Origin of the sequence: Microcoleus sp. D3_18_C4, assembly GCF_036702355.1 — a bacterium.
Lineage (GTDB): Bacteria > Cyanobacteriota > Cyanobacteriia > Cyanobacteriales > Microcoleaceae > Microcoleus.
In genome coordinates this window covers 135,404-154,357 of sequence record NZ_JAUBTF010000009.1, presented here as the reverse complement: position 1 = coordinate 154,357, position 18,954 = coordinate 135,404, and the positions used below count along the sequence as shown (strand labels likewise).

The 18,954-nt window shown below is 46.6% G+C and carries 13 protein-coding genes; 8 read left to right on the top strand and 5 right to left on the bottom strand.

All coding sequences use genetic code 11. The annotated features are described in order from the left end of the window. The first annotated feature begins 64 nt into the window (after positions 1-64). The 4 genes from QUA90_RS06985 to QUA90_RS06970 all read left to right on the top strand — a co-directional run bounded on the left by QUA90_RS06985 (position 65) and on the right by QUA90_RS06970 (position 7,841). Positions 65-3,580, top strand: coding sequence for a calcium-binding protein (locus QUA90_RS06985; protein ID WP_333444584.1), 3,516 nt, complete (start codon positions 65-67; stop codon positions 3,578-3,580). Between the two features lie 325 nt (positions 3,581-3,905). Next, positions 3,906-5,267, top strand: a complete 1,362-nt coding sequence (locus QUA90_RS06980; RefSeq protein ID WP_333325681.1) for a cytochrome 450 — start codon at positions 3,906-3,908, stop codon at positions 5,265-5,267. Positions 5,268-5,524: 257 nt separating this feature from the next. Next, positions 5,525-6,070 (top strand): hypothetical protein, encoded by a 546-nt coding sequence (locus tag QUA90_RS06975; RefSeq protein ID WP_333082808.1) that lies wholly within the window; start codon positions 5,525-5,527, stop codon positions 6,068-6,070. Positions 6,071-6,683: 613 nt separating this feature from the next. After that, a complete protein-coding gene (locus tag QUA90_RS06970) occupies positions 6,684-7,841 on the top strand; it encodes a matrixin family metalloprotease (protein ID WP_333385586.1) in 1,158 nt (385 codons plus the stop codon). Between the two features lie 558 nt (positions 7,842-8,399). On the opposite strand, the gene QUA90_RS06965 is transcribed toward QUA90_RS06970, so the two are convergent. The 3 genes from QUA90_RS06965 to QUA90_RS06955 all read right to left on the bottom strand — a co-directional run bounded on the left by QUA90_RS06965 (position 8,400) and on the right by QUA90_RS06955 (position 14,415). Continuing rightward, on the bottom strand, positions 8,400-13,667 hold the full coding sequence (locus QUA90_RS06965) for an SdrD B-like domain-containing protein (RefSeq protein ID WP_333444582.1): 5,268 nt from the start codon (positions 13,665-13,667) through the stop codon (positions 8,400-8,402). A 47-nt stretch (positions 13,668-13,714) separates the two neighbouring features. After that, complete coding sequence (locus QUA90_RS06960) at positions 13,715-13,921, bottom strand: DUF4347 domain-containing protein (RefSeq protein WP_333385576.1); 207 nt, start codon at positions 13,919-13,921, stop codon at positions 13,715-13,717. A gap of 350 nt (positions 13,922-14,271) precedes the next feature. Continuing rightward, the gene (locus tag QUA90_RS06955) at positions 14,272-14,415 is read right to left on the bottom strand and encodes a hypothetical protein (protein WP_333444580.1); all 144 of its coding nucleotides are present in this window, start codon (positions 14,413-14,415) and stop codon (positions 14,272-14,274) included. Between the two features lie 38 nt (positions 14,416-14,453). On the opposite strand from QUA90_RS06955, the gene mtnA reads away from it, so the two are divergent. The 3 genes from mtnA to QUA90_RS06940 are packed head-to-tail and all read left to right on the top strand — an operon-like array spanning position 14,454 to position 16,902. Beyond that, complete coding sequence (gene mtnA, locus QUA90_RS06950) at positions 14,454-15,515, top strand: S-methyl-5-thioribose-1-phosphate isomerase (RefSeq protein ID WP_333444578.1); 1,062 nt, start codon at positions 14,454-14,456, stop codon at positions 15,513-15,515. Between the two features lie 4 nt (positions 15,516-15,519). Next, entirely contained in the window at positions 15,520-16,041 is a 522-nt protein-coding gene (locus tag QUA90_RS06945) for a type IV pilin-like G/H family protein (RefSeq protein WP_333444576.1), read from the top strand. Between the two features lie 3 nt (positions 16,042-16,044). After that, complete coding sequence (locus tag QUA90_RS06940) at positions 16,045-16,902, top strand: rhodanese-like domain-containing protein (RefSeq protein WP_333444574.1); 858 nt, start codon at positions 16,045-16,047, stop codon at positions 16,900-16,902. 114 nt (positions 16,903-17,016) lie between these two features. Here QUA90_RS06940 and QUA90_RS06935 read toward each other — a convergent pair whose 3' ends face one another. Further along, on the bottom strand, positions 17,017-17,364 hold the full coding sequence (locus QUA90_RS06935) for a hypothetical protein (RefSeq protein WP_015174783.1): 348 nt from the start codon (positions 17,362-17,364) through the stop codon (positions 17,017-17,019). A gap of 241 nt (positions 17,365-17,605) precedes the next feature. On the opposite strand from QUA90_RS06935, the gene QUA90_RS06930 reads away from it, so the two are divergent. Then, on the top strand, positions 17,606-18,526 hold the full coding sequence (locus tag QUA90_RS06930; protein ID WP_333444572.1) for a cation diffusion facilitator family transporter: 921 nt from the start codon (positions 17,606-17,608) through the stop codon (positions 18,524-18,526). Between the two features lie 126 nt (positions 18,527-18,652). Here the strand turns inward: QUA90_RS06930 and QUA90_RS06925 are convergent, their stop codons facing one another. Further along, positions 18,653-18,850 (bottom strand): hypothetical protein, encoded by a 198-nt coding sequence (locus tag QUA90_RS06925; RefSeq protein ID WP_333394269.1) that lies wholly within the window; start codon positions 18,848-18,850, stop codon positions 18,653-18,655. Between the last annotated feature and the right edge of the window lie 104 nt (positions 18,851-18,954).

Sequence of the window (18,954 nt, the reverse complement as noted above, 5' to 3'; positions counted from 1 at the left end):
AATTAATAATTAAATGGGGTCGCAAAATTAAAAATAAGGGTAATGCTTGTATCACAGTTTAAATGTGCAACAGCTTAGTAGTAATGTATCTCAGTTTAGTGCGAACTTTCCTTCTCAGAGTTTGATTTCGCCAGTTTTAGCTGGAATTTTAAAGCCAACTCAACAATCGGCTTTTGACTATGAGTTATCTATTGGTGTCGGTTACAACAAAGATTTTGGCTGCTACATCGATACTGACAATACTAAATTAAACGCTAACTTAAAGTTAGCACTTCCTGAGAAATTCAAAGCTCAAGCCAACCTCGCTTTTTTACAAGCTGAATTTACCAACGATCCTGAAAACCCAACTCAACTTGATGCCAACTTTGAAGTCAAGTTAAATGACTTAGACAACGTGGGCGGTACTGATGATGGCAATCGTTTAACTTTGTCTGAGTTAGACGGCAGTTATCAGTTAGAAGACTTATTTCAATCTAGCTTAACGAGTAATGCCAATCTCGGCTTGCACGGCAAAACTAGCATCAACGGCAATGCTGCTTTTCCATCTTTTGATTTTGATTTAGCAGTCAATTGGCCACTGATTAATTATAGGAACGGTCAATTAAATAATTCGCAGCCACCCTCAACTTCCCCCTCAACTACATCGAGTCTATCAAATTTCAATTCATCACTTTTATCCAGCACGAAATTTTCAGCGGTTTCAGGGTTAAATCAATCGCTAGGTTCCTCAAATTCAAGCACAGGCGCGAGTTCAAATTTATCTTCATTCTTGCCATCAAATAATCAGGGAAATATAGGTTCGCCAACCACCGACAATCCCTTTGGCGGATTGCCTAACCCGACAGTCGAATTTAACAACCTAAAACTCGACTTAGGAACCTTTATCACTAACTTGGCGAAACCAATACTCACCACTGTTTCTGATATTATCGACCCGTTTAGACCAGTTATCGATTTCCTAAATACAGACACTAAGTTACTGTCAGAACTTGGCGTTGCTGGCCCCTTCGATAACAATGGAGATGGCAAAGTTTCGATCTTGGAACTGGCAACTAAATTATCGACTGGTAATGTTGCTACTGACTTCTTAAATGCAGTTATCAAAATCGACGAGATATCGCAATTGGCAAATAGCCTGTCAAACTCTTCAAAAAATATTGCCATCGATTTAGGTTCCTACAGTTTAGGCAATATTAATGTTGCCAAGCCCAACTCTAGCCTCAAAAACAAAACACCGAGACTGACAAATTATGTTCCTAATATTTCTCAACAAATCAATTCTAAAACAGCGGGAAATAAAAAAGAATTTGTCAATCAATTCAAGAGGGTTCCCGGCATAGACTTACCAATTTTAACCAAGCCAGAAACAGCCATTCAACTTCTTTTAGGAAAACCAGATGTTGTCCTTTTTACCTACGATATGCCTCCCCTAGGGATAGACTTCAATTTTAGCAAAGAGTTTCCTATATTTGGGCCGATCTCAGGGTTAATCGAAGGGAATTTTAATGCGTCAGCACACCTCGCATTTGGCTACGATACTTACGGATTAAAAGAATGGAAAGACGATGAATTCGATACGTCATCAGCCTACAAAGTTTTAGATGGTTTTTACGTGAGCGATCGCGCAAATCCCGATGGTACTGGTGCGGATGTTGATGAACTTAAAATCAATGCTGGTATTAAAGCAGGTGTCGGAGTAAATGCAGTAGTTGCCAGCCTTTATGGAACGGCTGGAATACAAGGAAGCATAGGCATTGATTTAGTAGATATTGGAGAAAATAACGGCAAAAGCGACGGTAAAATCAGAGGATCCGAAATTGGCTCCCGCATTAGTAAACCCTGGGAACTTTTTGATATATCAGGTCAAGTTAATGCTTTTTTAGGGCTGGAGTTTAAAGCTATAGTCCCTTGGGAGTTTTGGGAAGGGAAACAAACAGTTTGGAAAAAAGATTTTGCCACATTTGAGTTGGCCAAATTTGGCACTGGAGAAAGTTCAAGGAAGAGCGGTAGCGGTGTTAACAGTTACCTAACTGGAGCAAAAGTCTTCTTTGATGGTAACTTCAACGGCATTCAAGATGAAAAAGAACCGTTCACTATTACTAACGTGGATGGCAGCTTTAATTTAGATGTCTCTCTCCCTAATTTCGACAAAAATAACAGCGGCGAACTCGATCCAGATGAAGGCAGACTTGTAGTTGCTGACGGTATTAATACCGCCACTTATTTGCCGCAGCAAACGCCACTAACAGCAACACCTGATGCTACTGTTGTGACGCCTTTAACTACTCTGATGCAGAAGATGGTTGCACAAGGTATCAATCCTAATGAAGCAGAGACTAAAGTTAAAGCAGCATTTGGAGTACCGTCAACAATTGATTTGACTGGCTACGATCCGCTACAGGCAATTACTCAAAACGATCCGAACGGTTTGGCGGTTTATGCAGCACACATTCAGGTACAAAACGCTGTTGTTCAGACGACAATTTTAATTAGCGGGATTTCGGCTAACTCTAAAACCGATATTGCCGATCGCATTATTTCCATCCTTGCCAATCAAATTCAATCCGGGGCTGTCGATTTAACCAATCCCGCACAATTACAAACCATCGTTCAGTCTGCTGCAACTCAACTGCAAGCACAAAAAGCGTCCGATATTGCGCCGGAAGTTGCTAAAATTATAGCGGAAGGGAATCAGCGGGTACGGGCGATCGCATCTAGCAACCTCCCATTCTCAGATGCAGCTACTAAAATAGCCCAAGTTCAACAGGTAGAACAAGGTGAAGTCGCTAAAGACTTGCAGCAAGTCGCAGCCGGAAATAAGACAATTCAGGAGGCGATCGCAGAAAATACAGGCACATCCTTAGACACACAAATTCAATCGGCAAGCGTCAATAACCCGACAATTCGCAAGAGTATAAACAGTGACTTCACTGCTGCTGAACCTTTCCCCGACAGCGGCATAGAATTAGTCAACAATTCTCCTAATCAAAAAATCGGTACTGATGGTGACGATACTCTAGGCGGCGACACCAGCGATGACGTTTTAAGTGGTAAAAAGGGAAATGATTTGATATTTGGTTTTAACGGCAATGACTGGATTAATGCCAATCAAGGCAATGACTTAATTAATGGCGGTTTTGACGACGATACCCTTTACGGCGGCAAGGGAATTGATACCATTACAGGTAGCGGTGGTGGCGATATTATCTTTGGCAACCGAGGTGACGATATGCTAGAGGGTAGCACTGGCAATGATACTTTGCGCGGAGGCAAGGGAAATGATACTATTATTGGCGGTGAAGGCGACGACTTCCTATTCGGTGAAGATGGAGATGACACTTTGATCGGAGGGAATGGGAGCGATCGCTTCTTGCTCTCTAGCAATTCGGGTATCGATATTATCTTGGATTTTGAAGACGGAAAAGATTTGCTTTCTCTAGGCAACAATCTTACTTTCTTGCAACTGTCACTTACTCAAGAAAACAGTACAACTTTCATCCGTTTGTCAGCAACCGGAGAAATTTTAGCCGCTCTGAATGGGGTGTCGTCCAGTCTAATTAATGCCACCGATTTTGGCTAAATTTAATAGCAAGTAGTCGCACATAACTACGGTTTATGTGCGACTCTCAGAGATGGGGGCTAATACTTTAGATACAGAAAGTAGATCTACTTACCAGCAATCGTTAAAAATTCCACTCAATCTCCGGGAAAAGGCTAGACTGGAGCGCAGACATATTCAGTAAAACTATATCTATGTTGCCACTGTGTTCACAAATAAAGATGGCTATAGTTATACTTACTGATTTGGGCAATTAAGTGGGATTCAATACCCGCTCAATGGCCGCTCAATACCCTCTTGCTGCTAAATGCAAAGCGGGTTATGGCGAGGGATTCTCGGAGGAATTATGATGAACCTAAATTTAGATACTATTTTCTCATCGCTGATGAACCCGGCCCTGAACGAGTTTCAGGTTTGGGCTTTGCAAAACCCGGAAGAAAGTCTCAGCAAAACGATGTTACCCCCGATCGCCCTGATTGAGGGTTTGATTGCCAACGAACCCACCTATTTGCAGATGAAACGGCTGGCTTTCGGAGCAAACTTTTGCTGCGCGGGGCAAGTCGTGATGGGAGAGTTTGACACCCTGGAAAAAGCACTCACATCGCCCCAGGCGCGCGGATGGCGGCTTGGTACTTCTGTACTCGATCCCGATCGCGCCCCCAACCAAGATGTCGGCGGTAGGAACCTTTTCCTGCTGTCTTTGTCCGATCGCGAGACTGATGGTAGCAGCAACCACGCAGCATTCCGAAGCTGTATGCAGAAATATCTCTTCAACAGTGCGACAACGGATCGCCAGGGAGACGAAATCGCCGGACGGTTGCTCGATCGGCTAGCCGCAGATTATGCCGAGATGTCGCACGGTGCGGGGGGAGCGTTTTTTACCGATGTCAAGCGTGGTTGGATGGGATTTTTAGTCCGATATCTGCACTACGTCATCTTTGGGATTAATCCAGATGATTTAGAGTCGATCGAACTTCTCACCGAATTGCATTACACCCGCCAAAGCCCGCTGCACTACTTCGCCGTCATCGGCAACCTGCTGCAAAGCCTGAACCTCTTTGGACACGGGGATTTGTCCACTCTAATCGAGCGTGCAGCGACTATCTATGAAAATTCCCCAGCCTTAGCCGACTTCGAGGAGATCTCGGAAAACAATGGCATGACTAAGCGGGAATTGGCAAAGCTGATGACATCGATTATGGGGATAGCGGGACTGCAAGGCCCCCTGCACCTAGGCTACACGGCAATGGGATACCGCCCTCTCCCCGCCTATAAAGGACAGCAGACGGCCGAAATTAACCCGACTGATTTTTGGGATCAGCTCGATTTGGACGATCGCCAGTCGATCGAGCTCTTCCTCCTGGAATGCGCCCGCCTCTGGGCCCCCGTCAGCGCCACGCACCGAGTGGCGACAGAGCCCTTCACCGCAACCGTAGCAGGCAAAGAGCGCACTTTCCCCGCCGGAACCAAGGTACTGATACCGCTCAGTCTGGGGCTGCTAGACGAGAGTTTCTGGGGCTCTACGGTATACGAATTCAACCCTAAGCGGGAGAATCTTTGCCCTTTTCATATGGGCTTTCATTCCGTGGGCGATCGGAGTGCGGGACGGATTTGCCCCGGTAAAGACATCGCACTCAAGATGCTGGTGGATGTCGTGAGTACGGTAGGCAAAGTGCGGCGAAGCTCTGAGCCCAACTTGCGGCGGTAATCAATCCAAAAGCTCGATCGGACAGCGGTTGAGACTGAGATATTGCACCATTCTCGCTTAACAGGCTTTTCGGCCCACCCGACAAGACATCAAGTTTATTGTGGGGTGTCCCGCCCGCCCTGGAATAACTTATTGGCAATGATGCAAGATGTGAGTTGAAACCGCACGCCACACAAACTCTTGAGCGATCGACTCAGAAATCAAGGGGGTATCTAATAGGAAACCAAAACACAACTATTTTGAGGATAAATAATATCATGTTAATCGAACAAAAGCAACTAAAAGACATCGCGAATTGGATGAAAGTAGAACATCCAGCGGAGTTACCCGAAGTCCTGCAAGGTATCTTTTTTATGGACGGGAATGTTTTACCAGACGATTGTCTGACGATGTACAGTTCAGACTGGAATGCTGAGGAACGGACGTTATTGCTGCGTGTTTTTGACCCTGTTATCTGGACATTTCATTCATCAATGGCGGGACGGATGTTAATTTATTTAGTCAAATTTTCTCGCTTCAGCTACTTGTTCCGATTCTCTGATGCAACTTTGCAGCACGGACACATCACGCCGATAGTGTTTGGATGGTCTGTGCCGCCGTGGCTGGTAGATTTTTTGATTGATCGAGATCCGAATACTCCGAATGGAGATATCTGGTATCGCACAAACTCGTTTTTCGGCAAACCTGCTGAGAGCGGATATATACTCCGCAGGGTTGTAGACAAAGATGGCAACTACACATCAGCCTTTCCAGATATGCTGTCTAAAGTTGAGAGTGATTGTTTAATCATTGCCAAAGAGTGAAAATATTTACAAAACCTACAAAACCCGCTTCGTTAGGCGGGTTTTGTTGATCGAAGCGGCGGGATTTGAACCGACGACCCCCACTAACACAGTTTTATTTGCTAGCCTATAAAGGCTATGCAGCAAGCTCTAGCAGGCTGTTGTCAATTCTTCCTATCAATAATTCGGATAGTGTGTGATTGGCAACTGTAGAATAGGGGTTTCAGGGCGATTGCACAATCGATATCCCAACGGAAAATCAACGGTTTCAGACTAGGCTCTAAAAACAGTCCTGACTATCGATCGTTGACAGTGTAAAGCTTGAAACTAGAATGGGGAACACGAGTTCTCTGTAAAGTGCGAGCGCGATCTCCTCATGGGATATTGAGGGTAGGAAACCTCTCCGTCCAGACTCATCATTATAACAAAAAATCTGGCTTTCACAAGGATTTTATTCAGTTGACACAAGCTCGAAAGCTCGCATTTATCTAGGTCATTGTTGACAGGGTTGCAGTTTCTCTTTCCTGAATCTACTGTGCTCTCACTTGATTCAGGTAGATGAACACAAACATTCTCAAAATAGCTGGTTCTTTGGACTTAAAGTCCCTAGGTATTCACTTTGGAGGAATTTGTCATGACTAAACTTTCACAAATCGACTCTTATCAACTTGAGCAATTACTAAAACGCCTCGAACAAATTGAAGCTAAGGTCGGAATCAAAGTTGGCTCAGGTGGCGCAGAATCAGGTAAAGAAGCACAACATTTTTGTGCTTTGCCAAAGGTTCCTCCACGCACTTTCGATCCGAGCGTGTCGCCGGAGCGTGCTCGTCTAATACGGTTAATCGGGAAGAAGTGGGTTAACGGTACAAAATTACGTTATTACTTTTTTGAGAGTGGTCCCAATTCAGGCGGGAATGAACAGAAGGAGATTGTGCGGCAGGGGTTTGAGGTGTGGAAGAAGGTAGGGATTGGTATCAAGTTTGAGGAGGTTCGGAACATCAGCGAGGCAGAGATACGAATCGGCTTTGTGCAAGGAGATGGAGCCTGGTCATATCTTGGCCGCGATGCGATCGATATTCCTAAACAAGGCGAGCGAACCATGAACTTCGGCTGGGATCTTCGGGCTGATCCCCGTGGGGTAGATGTCCCTGTTCACGAGATAGGTCACGCCTTAGGTTTCCCTCACGAGCACCAAAACCCGTTTGCAGGTATCGTATGGGACGAAGAAGCCGTTTATAAATATTTCGGTGCCCCTCCTAACAATTGGGACCGAGATACAACTTTTTATAATGTGCTTGAAAAGCTTGCAGTAGGAGAAGTGGAGGGGTCAAAGTGGGACCCCAACTCAATCATGCATTACGCTTTTGCAGCGGGACTCATTGAGAAACCTGTGGAGTATCAGAACGGATTAAACCCTGCTGGCGGACTTTCCGAGCAGGATGTGTTGCAGGTACGATTATTCTATCCCCCGCTTGATGACTCGAGTTATACAGAACTTAAACCCTTCCATTCCGAGATTCTGTCCCTCGCGCCTGCTGAACAGAAAAACTTTGTGATCAAACCCTCTGCTACCCGAACCTATACAATTGGAACCTTCGGAAAACTAGATACAGTTATGGTTCTTTTCGAGGATCAGAGTGGTGATCTCAAATATGTTGCGGGTGACGACGACAGTGGCACAGACTTGAATGCACAAATCAATGTTCGGCTTTATCAAGGTCGGCGGTATGTGCTGAGAATCCGCTTATACTCTAACTTTTCTGGTGGTGAAGCCTCAGTGATGCTTTGGTAAGGGCTGCCGCAAAATTTTAGAGAGAAAAGCGATTTCTCAAAGTAGTGCATGGCCACCCGTAGGGTATATGGGGCAAGCTATTTTCTATTTGGTCTTTTTTCTCCCCATAGAAAGCAGGTAATTTGCTCATCAAGCAGCAGGTGATGCGCGAGGAAGGCGGGTTTGGGCTGATTGGGGTCTGAAACGAGGTAGAGCAGGTTGTGGTGACTTAGGGGGGCAGAGAGCCTCCCGTCTCCTGCCTCAACACTCCAATTTCTAGCTTGGTTGCAAAAGTGAGATGCTCCCCAGGTAGGACACGGCGCTGTGTAACCGAAAATGATATTACTTCTGGCTCATCAGAGTTTATTTGCCATGATTGTACAGCGTATTCTAGGCTCATAAAATAGTAGGGAAAAGGCAATGCCTTTTCCCTACGGGGATTCATGGATCAGGGGTGTACTTCACAAATAACGTGGAATCTGCTGTAAAATGTTTGGTTTCACCCTTTTTTGATTGGCCAACCGTCTATTAATCCATCGTCCCTACAATATTCTCACCTAATTAATTAGCTCGATCGCACTAAAGGAGTGCAAAATCTGTGGCAGTAATCACGCTTGCAGGCACATTGCTGAGAGTTGCCAAAAGTTGCCCGGAACCACTAACTCGGATGAGAGTCGAACTATTCTCCGCAACAATGCTCAGTTGGGAGAAATCCAGACCACCAATTAAGCCGATCGAATCGAGGCCGTATTGAAAGTCTAAAATAGTCTCGCTGCCGAGGTCAATACCCAAGATAAATCGATCGTTCCCGGTGCCTCCAATCAAAGTATCATTCCCTTGATCTCCAAACAAGAAATCGTCCCCAGCACTGCCGAGCAAACTATCCTCATCCTTACCGCCGTAAAGAGTATCGTTCCCAGTCTCCCCGTTAACGGTATCCTGACCTTCATTGCCAAACAGCAAATCGTTGCCCAAACCGCCGCATATTTGGTCTTGTCCGCCCGTAGAACCAATGGGGAGGGGGCTACCAATATCTCCGTACACTGTATCTTCCCCCTCGCCGCCACAGATAGTATCACTTCCTTCATCGCCAAATAGCAGGTTGCTGCCCAATTCGCCCAGAACAACGTCATCCCCCTTGCCGGCACGCACTGTATCATTACCATCACCACCTGCGATCGTATCTTGATTTTTCTCCCCGCTGAGGAAGTCATCGCCGGCCAAACCGAACACCAAATCGTTGCCAGTCAAATCCGGGTCGAAGGGGTTAATAGTTCCCCCGTAGATAGTATCGTTACCCTGGTCGCCAATTAAAGTATCGCTTTCTTGGTCGCCGAAAATAATGTCGTCATCTTTGCCGCCGTAAACAACATCCTCGTTCTTGCCCGCAAAGATTAAATCATCTCCAGCAACCCCATTGAGGTAATCATTACCCTCATTGCCAAACAGCAAGTCCCTGTCTATATCTGGGCCAACCGGGAAAGCACTGTTAAGTCCCCCGTAAACATTATTATTGCCCCGCAATCCTGCCAACAAATCATCGCCGTCAAAACCATTTATTTCGTCACCGTTATTCGTGCCGAAAATAGTGTCATTACCGTTAGTACCGTTGCGGCTATTAGTGACAGCATTTGGACCGCGAATACTGCTAAGGCGGGGTAAAAAAATTTGCGAACAAATGCAGTCAACATCTTGTCCTTCTTGCGGTGGTGGTGTTGGTGTTGGTGTTGGTTGGACTTGGACCAAGGAATTGCCAAAGTTAATATTGCTAACATTAGTGCCGCTGACAGCAATAATATCAGCAGGATTGGCAGTAGTTTGCGTCCAACCAGGTTGATTGACTTCCCGAACTCGATAAGTTACCGGGCCTAAATTGGCGAAACTGTAGCCGCCAAAACTATCAGTTGAAGTGTTAACTTCTCCAGCATCTAAAGAGTCATTGCTGTTAGCGTCAAGGAAGATTTGCCAGTTCGGCAATAGCGGTTCTTGAGCATCCAAAACCCCATTGTTATTGAGGTCATTAAACTTGCTGCCGGAGATACTAATATTTTGGAAATTGCCAAAATTAACGTTCGATTGACTTTCGCCACTACCCAGATTAACCGCCGCCGGATTAGCAGTAGTTTGCGTCCACCCAGTCTGCTGGACTTCCCGCACATTGTATGTGCCGGGATTGAGGTTGTTGAAGCTGTAATTACCAGAATTGTCAGTGGTAACAGTAGTTTCGCCATCATCTAAAGAGTTGTTCCCGTTAGCGTCCAGGAAAATTTGCCATCCCGAAAGACCAGTTTCCTCCGCATCCTGAGTACCGTTGCCATTGCCGTCGTTGAATTTAAGACCGCTGATGCTGCTTTGTGGGACGGGAGTCGGAGGCAGAGGCGGAGTCGGAGTCGGAGTTGGAGGCGGAGTCGGAGTTGGAGTTGGAGGGGGAGGAAACGTGGATCGATTGCCAAAATTAACTGTAGCAGGAGTAGTTTGACCTGCTGCCAGAGTCACCGAAACCGGGTTTGGAGTAGTTGGCGCAATGTCCGCCGGTACAAGTTCCTGGACGCTGTAAGTACCTGCAGGCAAGTTGGGGAAAGTGAAACTGCCCTCAGCCCCGGTGTTAACGGAAGTTTCATTTGTATCTAGATTGTTGTTGTTATTGGTGTCAAGGAAAATCCTAAATCCGGAAACACCAAGTTCTCCGGCTGTTTGAGTGCCGTTGCCATCAATGTCGTTAAATGTAATTCCGGTGATGCTGCCTAGTACAGTGGGTATTGTTTGGTTGCCGAAATTAACGGTAGCAGGAGTAGTTTGACCTGCTGTCAAAATCACTGGGGGCGGGTTTTGAGTAGTTTGCCGACTGCCAACTGGCACAACTTCCCGAACGTTGTAAGTGCCCGCAGGCAAGTTGCCGAAAGTGAAACTGCCGTCAGCGGCGGTAGTTGCGGAAGTTTCGCCGGCACTGAGAATGCCGTCACCGTTTGTGTCGAGGAAAACTGTAACTCCGGGAACGCCAATTTCTCCGGCTGCTTGAGTGCCGTTGCCGTCAATGTCGTTGAATTTTATACCAGTAATGCTGCCCAGTACGGTGGGTATTGTTTGGTTGCCGAAATTAACGGTAGCAGGAGTAGTTTGACCTGCTGTCAGAATCACTGGCGGGTTTTGAGTAGTTTGCCGACTGCCAACTGGCACAACTTCCCGAACGTTGTAAGTGCCCGCAGGCAAGTTGCCGAAAGTGAAGCCGCCGTTAGCATCGGTAGTTGCGGAAGTTTCGCCGGCATCGAGGATGCCGTCACCGTTTGTGTCTAGGAAAACTGTAACTCCGGGAACACCAAGTTCTCCGGCAGCTTGAGTGCCGTTGCCGTCAATGTCGTTAAATTTGAGGCCCGTGATGGTACTCAGTGGTACTGGTATTGCTTGGTTGCCAAAATTAACGGTAGCAGGAGTAGTTTGACCGGCTGTCAAAATCACTGCAACCGGGTTAGCCGTAGTTGTTTGGCTTCCAGGCGGTACAACTTCCCGGACATTGTAAGTGCCTGCGGGCAAGTTGGGGAAAGTAAAGCTGCCATTGGCCCCAGTCGTTGCGGAAGTTTCTCCGGCACCGAGGATGCCGTCACCGTTTGTGTCGAGGAACACTGTAACTCCGGCGACGCCAAGTTCTCCGGCTGCTTGCGTACCATTGCCGTCAATGTCGTTAAATTTGATGCCGGTGATGGTACTCAGCGGTACGACAACGGGAACAGGCTGTGCGGAAAATTCCGAGGTGTTGCCGGCGGCGTCGGTTGCTGTCGCGGTGATTAATTGGCCTGCGGTGACTGCTGCTGGGAAAGTTTGATTAAAAGCAGCGTTGCCCGTGGCGTCAGTAGTTACCGGGATAGAAGCGATGAAGGTTTGGCCTTGGGTGCTGGGGGGAGTGTTGGCGAAAATTTGGAGGGTGAAGTTGGTATTGGGGGTGCTGTTGTAAGTTCCCGCAACGGTGACGCTGCCAGCGCTGGCGGTAGCAGTGGTGAGTACGGGGGTGTTTTGGAGGTTGTTTGCACCGATGTCGGCGTCACCAGCATCGTTGGCGGTGATGCCGTTGTTGCCGAGGTCGATACCTAAGCCAAGGTTGGCGAAGATTGAGTTGTTTTGGATGCTATTTCCGGTACCAGAATTAACTGTGACCCCAGCTATAGCGTTATTGGCTATAGTATTCCCCACGCCCGGTGCTGTGCCGCCGATCGCATTATTGGAAGAGTCAACCAATACCCCAGGAGCGCTATTCGCCACTGCGGTAGTGCCGTCGGTTCCGACGCCGATGAAGTTTCCCCGCACAAAGTTACCTGTAGCTCCGGCATTAATGATGACACCGCTACTGCTATTGCCAGAAATGACGTTGCGCTCGCCTGCCGTCGAGTCCCCGCCAATTGTATTGTTGGTGGCATTGGCAGTGATGGCAACGCCAAAACCGGCGTTGGCGATGGCTGCCGTACCTGCGGTATTGGTGCCGATGAAATTGCCCCGCACACTGTTCCCTGTGGCACCGACACCCGAGATGCTGATGCCACTGCCAACATTGCCAGAAATAATGTTCCGAACCGCTGCTGTATTGCCACCGATCGTATTGTTGATCCCATTGTCTATGACGACACCTGCACCGTTGCTCAAGGCTGTTCCAGCGGCATTGAGGCCGATGAAATTGGCTTGGACAGCGTTGCTGCTGCTATTGTCAACAATGCTGATTCCGCTGTTAGCATTACCGGAAATGACGTTGCCAGCACCCGTTACACTACCGCCAATCCTATTACTGTTTGCGCTTCCCTGGAGAGCTACGCCCACACTATTTGCAACTGCATTGTTACCGCTGACATCTGTACCTATATAGTTGCCTAGGAGTTGGTTGTTGATGGCTGCCGTGCCAGAAATAACTGTCCCAGTACCGTTACCGGAAATAATATTGCGGGCCGCTGCCGTGCTGCCCCCAACTATATTGTTAGCTGCCTCTTGGATAACTACTCCGGCACCGATGTTGGCTACTGCAGCCGTGCCCGCTGCATTAGTGCCGATGAAGTTGCCCAGTACAGAGTTGCTTCCGCCAGCAATGATGACACCGAAAGTAGTATTGCCGGAAATGACATTGCGATCGCCCGGGTTAAGCCCGCCAATTATGTTACCGGTCGCACCGGACTGAATGACGAGGCCAAATACGCCGTTGGGCCTGGCCAGAGTGCCCGTGGCATCCAGACCGATGTAATTGCCAGATACAGTGTTCCCATTACTTTCAACGGAGATGCCTGCGGTGGTGAAGCCATTGATTATTAATCCCCGCACCGTGCTGCCACCGCTACCAGCAGCAAGGATCAGACCGTTTCCAACGGTATTGTTGCCAGATAGCTGGATAAGTGGGATGCCTGCAAATCCAGTCTGCGAGGTACCGTTGATGATTACGGGAGCGGTAATAGGTGGCAAGATCGAGAGGGGCGCGATCGTCTGCAAGCCTGTACCAATGGCAAAGTTAATATTGTGCGGCGGTGCGGCCGCTGCATTCGCATCCGTAATCGCTTGTCGCAGCGAACCCGGCCCAGCATCGTTGGTATTAGTAACAGTGAATATCGCCAAGGTATGCCCGTAATTTGCCATTACCTCCGGCTCGATCGCCAATGCTGTTTTAATCGCTCCAGTAGCATATTCAAGTACCCAGTTTCCGCCTTTTTGGGCGCTGCCCGTAATATCTGAAGAAGCAGCAATATTAGCTTTTGTTAACTTGCTCAGCTTTTGTACAAAAGCCTCTCCTTTTTCACCTGCTGCTACGTTACATCCGTATAGCAGAATTTCCAACCGATTTTTAATTGAGTTGACAGATGACGAAAACCACTGTTTCAAACTGTCGCGATATGTTTATAAATTGTCGGAATTTAGGCTAGTTTGCCCTAGCTGCAAACTAGCCTAAATTCCCCGTGAGAAATAATGTGAACGCTTTCTATACCTTTGCGGCTCTGCAATGCTTCGGCAATTTGTTCGATGCCGTCCCGCGTGCGATCTACTAAAATTACCTCCATCCCCGCTTTAACACCGACCGCCAGACTCTGCCAATCTTCAACTGCTGAATCTACGAATACTATTTGTTGGTTTTTCATAATTACTGTTCCCCCATGCACCTAGTTAGGTTTTCAAAATGTTGTTTCCGTGCGATGACAGTCGCTACTTCAATTCACTACAAATACGGCTACCACAAAACCTGCCTTTAACTCAGTACAAGTTGTACAGACAAAGCTTTACGATTATCTATTTTTGTGATTTTTGTAAATCTGTTGGAGCTGGAAAGTTGCTCGATCGCACTTTTTCATTCTCCACTTAAAAAAACCAGACAGCAGGTACAGCTAGCTTGTTCCCGATTACGGAAATTTTTCAAAAAACGTAAGTATAATTTACCCAACTAAATGTTCGGTTTTTTACTAAGTACAGTTTTGTGAAAAAGAATCCAACTCTACGCCAATTCCAAACCCAGAGAGTGGTAGGTCTCCAGCCATTCTTCAATCTCAAATGTCCAGTCTCGAATCTCAAACCGCAGGGCTGGGATTTTGGCAAATTCAGCGTGTCCCTCATAAAATAGAGGAATAGTCGCCTTCATGGCATCATAGAAACTTGTCCCTCACATAGTTGAAATAGATGACCCCTCAAAACTCCCCTGTTTCGCCCGTCACCTGGATGGAAGACCGAGTTCTGCTAATTGACCAAAATCGGCTACCGAAAGAATACGGTGTAGTGGAAATTAGCCGCTGCGAAGATATGGCTGAGGCGATTAAAACTATGATAGTCCGAGGTGCTCCGGCGATCGGGGTTGCAGCAGCCTACGGGATGTATTTGGGGGCGCGAGAAATCGAAACGGGCGATCGTAGCGAATTTCTCGCTAAATTAGAACAAGTTGGCGAGTTATTGCGATCCACTCGTCCCACTGCGGTTAATTTGTTTTGGGCAATATCGCGAATGCTCAAAACTGCCGAGAGAACTAGCGGTTCTGTGGAACAAGTGCAAAAAACTTTGTTAGAAATGGCTAAAACCATTCAAGCAGAAGACTTGCAAACTTGTAAAGATATCGGCGACAAAGGTTTAGAAGTTCTGCCCGCTACACCCGAAAAATTGAACTTACTAACTCACTGCAATGCCGGTGCATTAGCAACTGCCGGCTACGGTACTGCTTTAGGTGTATTTCGTTCTGCTTGGCGAGAAGGAAGACTCGGAAGAGTTTTTGCTGATGAAACTCGGCCCCGTCTCCAAGGTGCAAAACTCACCACTTGGGAATGCGTGCAAGAAGGAATTCCTGTCACATTGATAGCAGACAATATGGCCGCTCACTGCATGAAACTCGGCATGATTCACGCAGTAGTTGTCGGTGCAGACAGAATCGCTGCTAACGGCGACGCCGCCAATAAAATTGGCACTTACAGTTTAGCAATTGTTGCCAAAGCTCACAACGTTCCCTTCTTTGTCGCCGCGCCTCTGTCAACAATTGATTTTGAACTTTCCGACGGTAGCAAAATCCCCATTGAAGAACGCGATCCAGTTGAAATGTATCAAGTTGGAACTACGCGAATTTGTCCTGTGGGAGTCGAATTTTACAATCCCGCTTTTGACGTAACTCCGGCGGAATTAATCTCAGGAATTATTACTGAACACGGCACGGTTGCTCCTGGGGCGTTGAAACAGTTTCAGGCAAAACAATTAGTTTAATTGTATGTTGCTCAACCGCTCATTCCACCTGTTATCTGTGAAATTAAGCAGGATTTATAGCAGCCGCAACTGGCAGCTCAAAGTTGCGCTCGCAGCTCTAACTCTGCCAGTTGTTTTCACTCCGGTCTCGGAAGCTCAAGTTTCACAAACGCTTACAGCGAAGGAATCACAAGCGAAAAACTTTGTGGGTTCGATGAATAAAGCCCAGCAAGTTTACTATGCTGAAAAAGCAGGCTTTACAAGTTCTGTTTCCAATCTATTGGTTTATCTCGGTCTCCAAGTTAAACCTGACTCAGCAAACTACAGCTACTCGATCGGCATGGTGAAAAAAGGTGCTGTATTTAACTACGGAGTATCGAAGCAAGCTAATCTCAAAAGTTTTGTGGGGGGAGTGTTTTTGGTGGCAAACAAGACGCAAACAATTTTGTGTATAAATGCTGCTCCTGGCAAGACTAAACCCGCTAATCCAACTAATACCAAAGGGGTTTTAGCCTGCGGTGCTAATACAGCCAAAATAACTCAATAAATTATGTCTAATTTACTGGGTAATTTAGCAAATAACTGGATAGTAAATGCAGATTTAGCTAAGGAATTGCTGGAACAAGAAGCTACTTTACTAGATGCTCGCGCACCCATTTTAAAGTGGTTTTGCCGTCTCCCACCAGCTATTCCCGTAACTTGGCAGGAATTTTCGCGTTCCGACTTTCCCCACAGGGGAAAAATTATCGAAAATAACACAGTTTTAACTCAAAAACTGCAAGCAATTGGTATTTGTCAAGACCAACCTGTCATAGTCGTTGCCGATTCCGTGAAAGGGTGGGGCGAAGACGGGCGAATTGTTTGGATGTTGCGGACTTTGGGACAGGAAAAAGCTGTTTTTGTCGATGGAGGATATCGAGCTTTAATCAAAGCTGGAATTAATCGAGTGAAATATGCAAACAATCCACCGCAAACAGGAGATTTTGTAATATCTCGCCGCTCGAATTGGGAAATTCAGCGGGATGAATTGAAAGCTATTTTAGGAGATGAGAATTTAGTCATTATTGACGCCAGAGAGCCGCGAGAATATGCAGGTAAAACGCCTTACGGAGAAAAGCGGGGCGGCCACATTCCCGGTGCGGTTCACCTCTATTACAAACAGTTAATGGACAAACAGGGAAAACTGCTGAGTCGTAGGGAAATTGTTGCTATTTTGCAGCAAAAAGGAGTTTGGCAGTCAACTCAAATTGTGAGTTATTGTAGTGGGGGAATTCGCTCTGCATGGTTGACTTGTGTCTTGACAAATGTGGGATTTAATGCTAAGAATTATGCAGGTTCAATGTGGGAATGGTCGGCTTCGCCGGCAGATAGCTATCCCCTTTCAATAAGCCTTTCAGGGGCGGGCTAGAAGCCCAACCCCTACTCCCCACAAGAAAATTAACTCTTTGTGGAACAGGGCGGAAAGCCTGTTCTTCTTCAAGAATTCGGGAATCTAAAACAAGAGCGTTTCAGGTTGAGAATCTCAACCTACTTGTTCGATATACTGAGCGAGATCGTCGCGCAGGCGGCTGAGTTCGGCTTCGGTGGTGACGCGCACGCGATCGTCCCGAACCGTAATCAGCACTTTCGCAGCAAAAGGAGTGGGCCAGATATTCGGGTTGCAGAAAACTTCCAAAAATACATCTCCTGCATACCGATATTCCATCGGTTTTTGGGGAGAAGCTTTAGCGCCAGCGGTTTTGGCTGCTACAGCTTTCAAGCTTTCCATCAAAGCTGCAATTTCGCTTTGCAAATCCCGCGCGGCTTGCGGGGAAAAGCTAAAGGAGACAGAACCTTCGACTAAATTCAGTGTCAGCGGAGAAAGAGACATGGGCAATGAAATTTAACATACTATTGTTAATGATAAAAAATATAGTAACCCAAAAGAAGTACATTCCAGCTCAATTGGACTGCGAAACTGGTATTAATTAAAATTTGTCTCAAGAAGCTAGGCTAAATTAATGAATATAAATCTAGTCGCAAGCTAGATTCAGCAATAGTTTTAACCTTTTATGACTTGATAAGCTTTAAACTAGGAACCAGAAAACTTGACGGCCGATCGAGGAGATTTTATGGTTGCCGATAACCGTTCCGAAGTCCGCAAGGTTTTAATAATTACCTTATTGCTAAATTTGCTGGTGATGGCAATAAAAGCAGCCGTGGGATGGCTGACTGGTTCCCTGAGTTTGCTAGCAGATGCTTTGCACAGCGTCACGGACAGCGCTAATAATATTTTAGGATTGGTAACTAATCATTATGCCAATCCGCAGCCCGATCGCGATCATCCCTACGGACACCAAAAATTTGATGCTCTCGGAGCTCTGGGAATTGCTGTTTTTCTGGGAATTGCCTGTTTTGAAATTCTCAGCGGTGCTGTCGAAAGGCTGATTAAGGGGGGTAAAGTTGTCAAAATATCCCCAAATGAACTGTGGATTTTGTTGCTCGTACTGGGGATTAATATTTTTGTCACTTTTTACGAGCGCAGGGTTGGGAAACGCCTCGGTAGCGCGATTTTAGTGGCTGACGCCCAGCACACGATGAGCGATGTTTGGGTGACAATTATGGTCATCGGCGGGTTGATTGGAGTTTGGCAAGGGGAGGTTTGGAATATACCTCAATTACAATCCCTGGATGTGTTTTTGTCTTTTCCTGTGGCTGTTTTGGTATTTAGCAGCGGTTGGAAGGTTTTAAGGGAAAATCTGCCTTGGTTGGTGGATGAAATGGCGATCGCACCGGAAGTTATTCACGCGATCGCAATGGATGTACCGGGGGTTGTTAACTGTCACTCGATCGCCTCCCGTGGCGTTGTAGGGCGTCAAGTATTTATTGATATGCACATGATTGTGGATGCTGTCGATGTAGAAACAGCTCACCGGATTACAGAAGAAGTAGAAGCCCGTTTGGAAGAACGTTTCAGCCCTGTACGCATCTTAATTCACGTTGAGCCACCTGCTTACAAGTCTGACCAAATTAGCTACGATTCTGAAAAATGAAGGCACAACCAGTGATTTTGACACGGATACACGGATTAATTGAAGAATCGGGAAAGTATTTTTACTTACTGCAATTGCTTCAATTTTTTAAATCCTATCAATCGGGTTAGAGCGATCGCACTTAATTTAGTAGCAGTTTTCCACAGGAAAAGGGGGGTTTTCCCCAGAAATCGGCAAGTTTTCCACAATAGATCGATCGGCTGTCGTCGATTTCTGTCTTTCTATTTGTATAAATTCCAAGTATTTTGAATTTCTGTAGCCATTTCCCCCCGCAAATGCCAAGGTAGCAAAATCTCCACTTTTGAACCGAGAGCTCGCAGCCATCTCAACGGGTAGTGCGGATGGAATTTTTACTTTATTTTATCTGGTGCTAGCCTATCTACTCTCGATCGTAGCGGAAATTCTCCTACTCTGTTTTAGCGGACGAT

Bases quoted from the DNA above. Each gene is read 5' to 3' on its own strand.
- QUA90_RS06930 (WP_333444572.1), top strand. From the start codon at position 17,606: ATGGTTGCCGATAACCGTTCCGAAGTCCGCAAGGTTTTAATAATTACC.
- QUA90_RS06970 (WP_333385586.1), top strand. From the start codon at position 6,684: ATGACTAAACTTTCACAAATCGACTCTTATCAACTTGAGCAATTACTA.
- QUA90_RS06925 (WP_333394269.1), bottom strand. From the start codon at position 18,850: ATGGCTGCGAGCTCTCGGTTCAAAAGTGGAGATTTTGCTACCTTGGCA.
- QUA90_RS06980 (WP_333325681.1), top strand. From the start codon at position 3,906: ATGATGAACCTAAATTTAGATACTATTTTCTCATCGCTGATGAACCCG.
- QUA90_RS06940 (WP_333444574.1), top strand. From the start codon at position 16,045: ATGTCTAATTTACTGGGTAATTTAGCAAATAACTGGATAGTAAATGCA.
- QUA90_RS06960 (WP_333385576.1), bottom strand. From the start codon at position 13,921: ATGAAAAACCAACAAATAGTATTCGTAGATTCAGCAGTTGAAGATTGG.
- QUA90_RS06955 (WP_333444580.1), bottom strand. From the start codon at position 14,415: ATGAAGGCGACTATTCCTCTATTTTATGAGGGACACGCTGAATTTGCC.
- QUA90_RS06935 (WP_015174783.1), bottom strand. From the start codon at position 17,364: ATGTCTCTTTCTCCGCTGACACTGAATTTAGTCGAAGGTTCTGTCTCC.
- QUA90_RS06945 (WP_333444576.1), top strand. From the start codon at position 15,520: ATGTTGCTCAACCGCTCATTCCACCTGTTATCTGTGAAATTAAGCAGG.
- QUA90_RS06975 (WP_333082808.1), top strand. From the start codon at position 5,525: ATGTTAATCGAACAAAAGCAACTAAAAGACATCGCGAATTGGATGAAA.
- mtnA (WP_333444578.1), top strand. From the start codon at position 14,454: ATGACCCCTCAAAACTCCCCTGTTTCGCCCGTCACCTGGATGGAAGAC.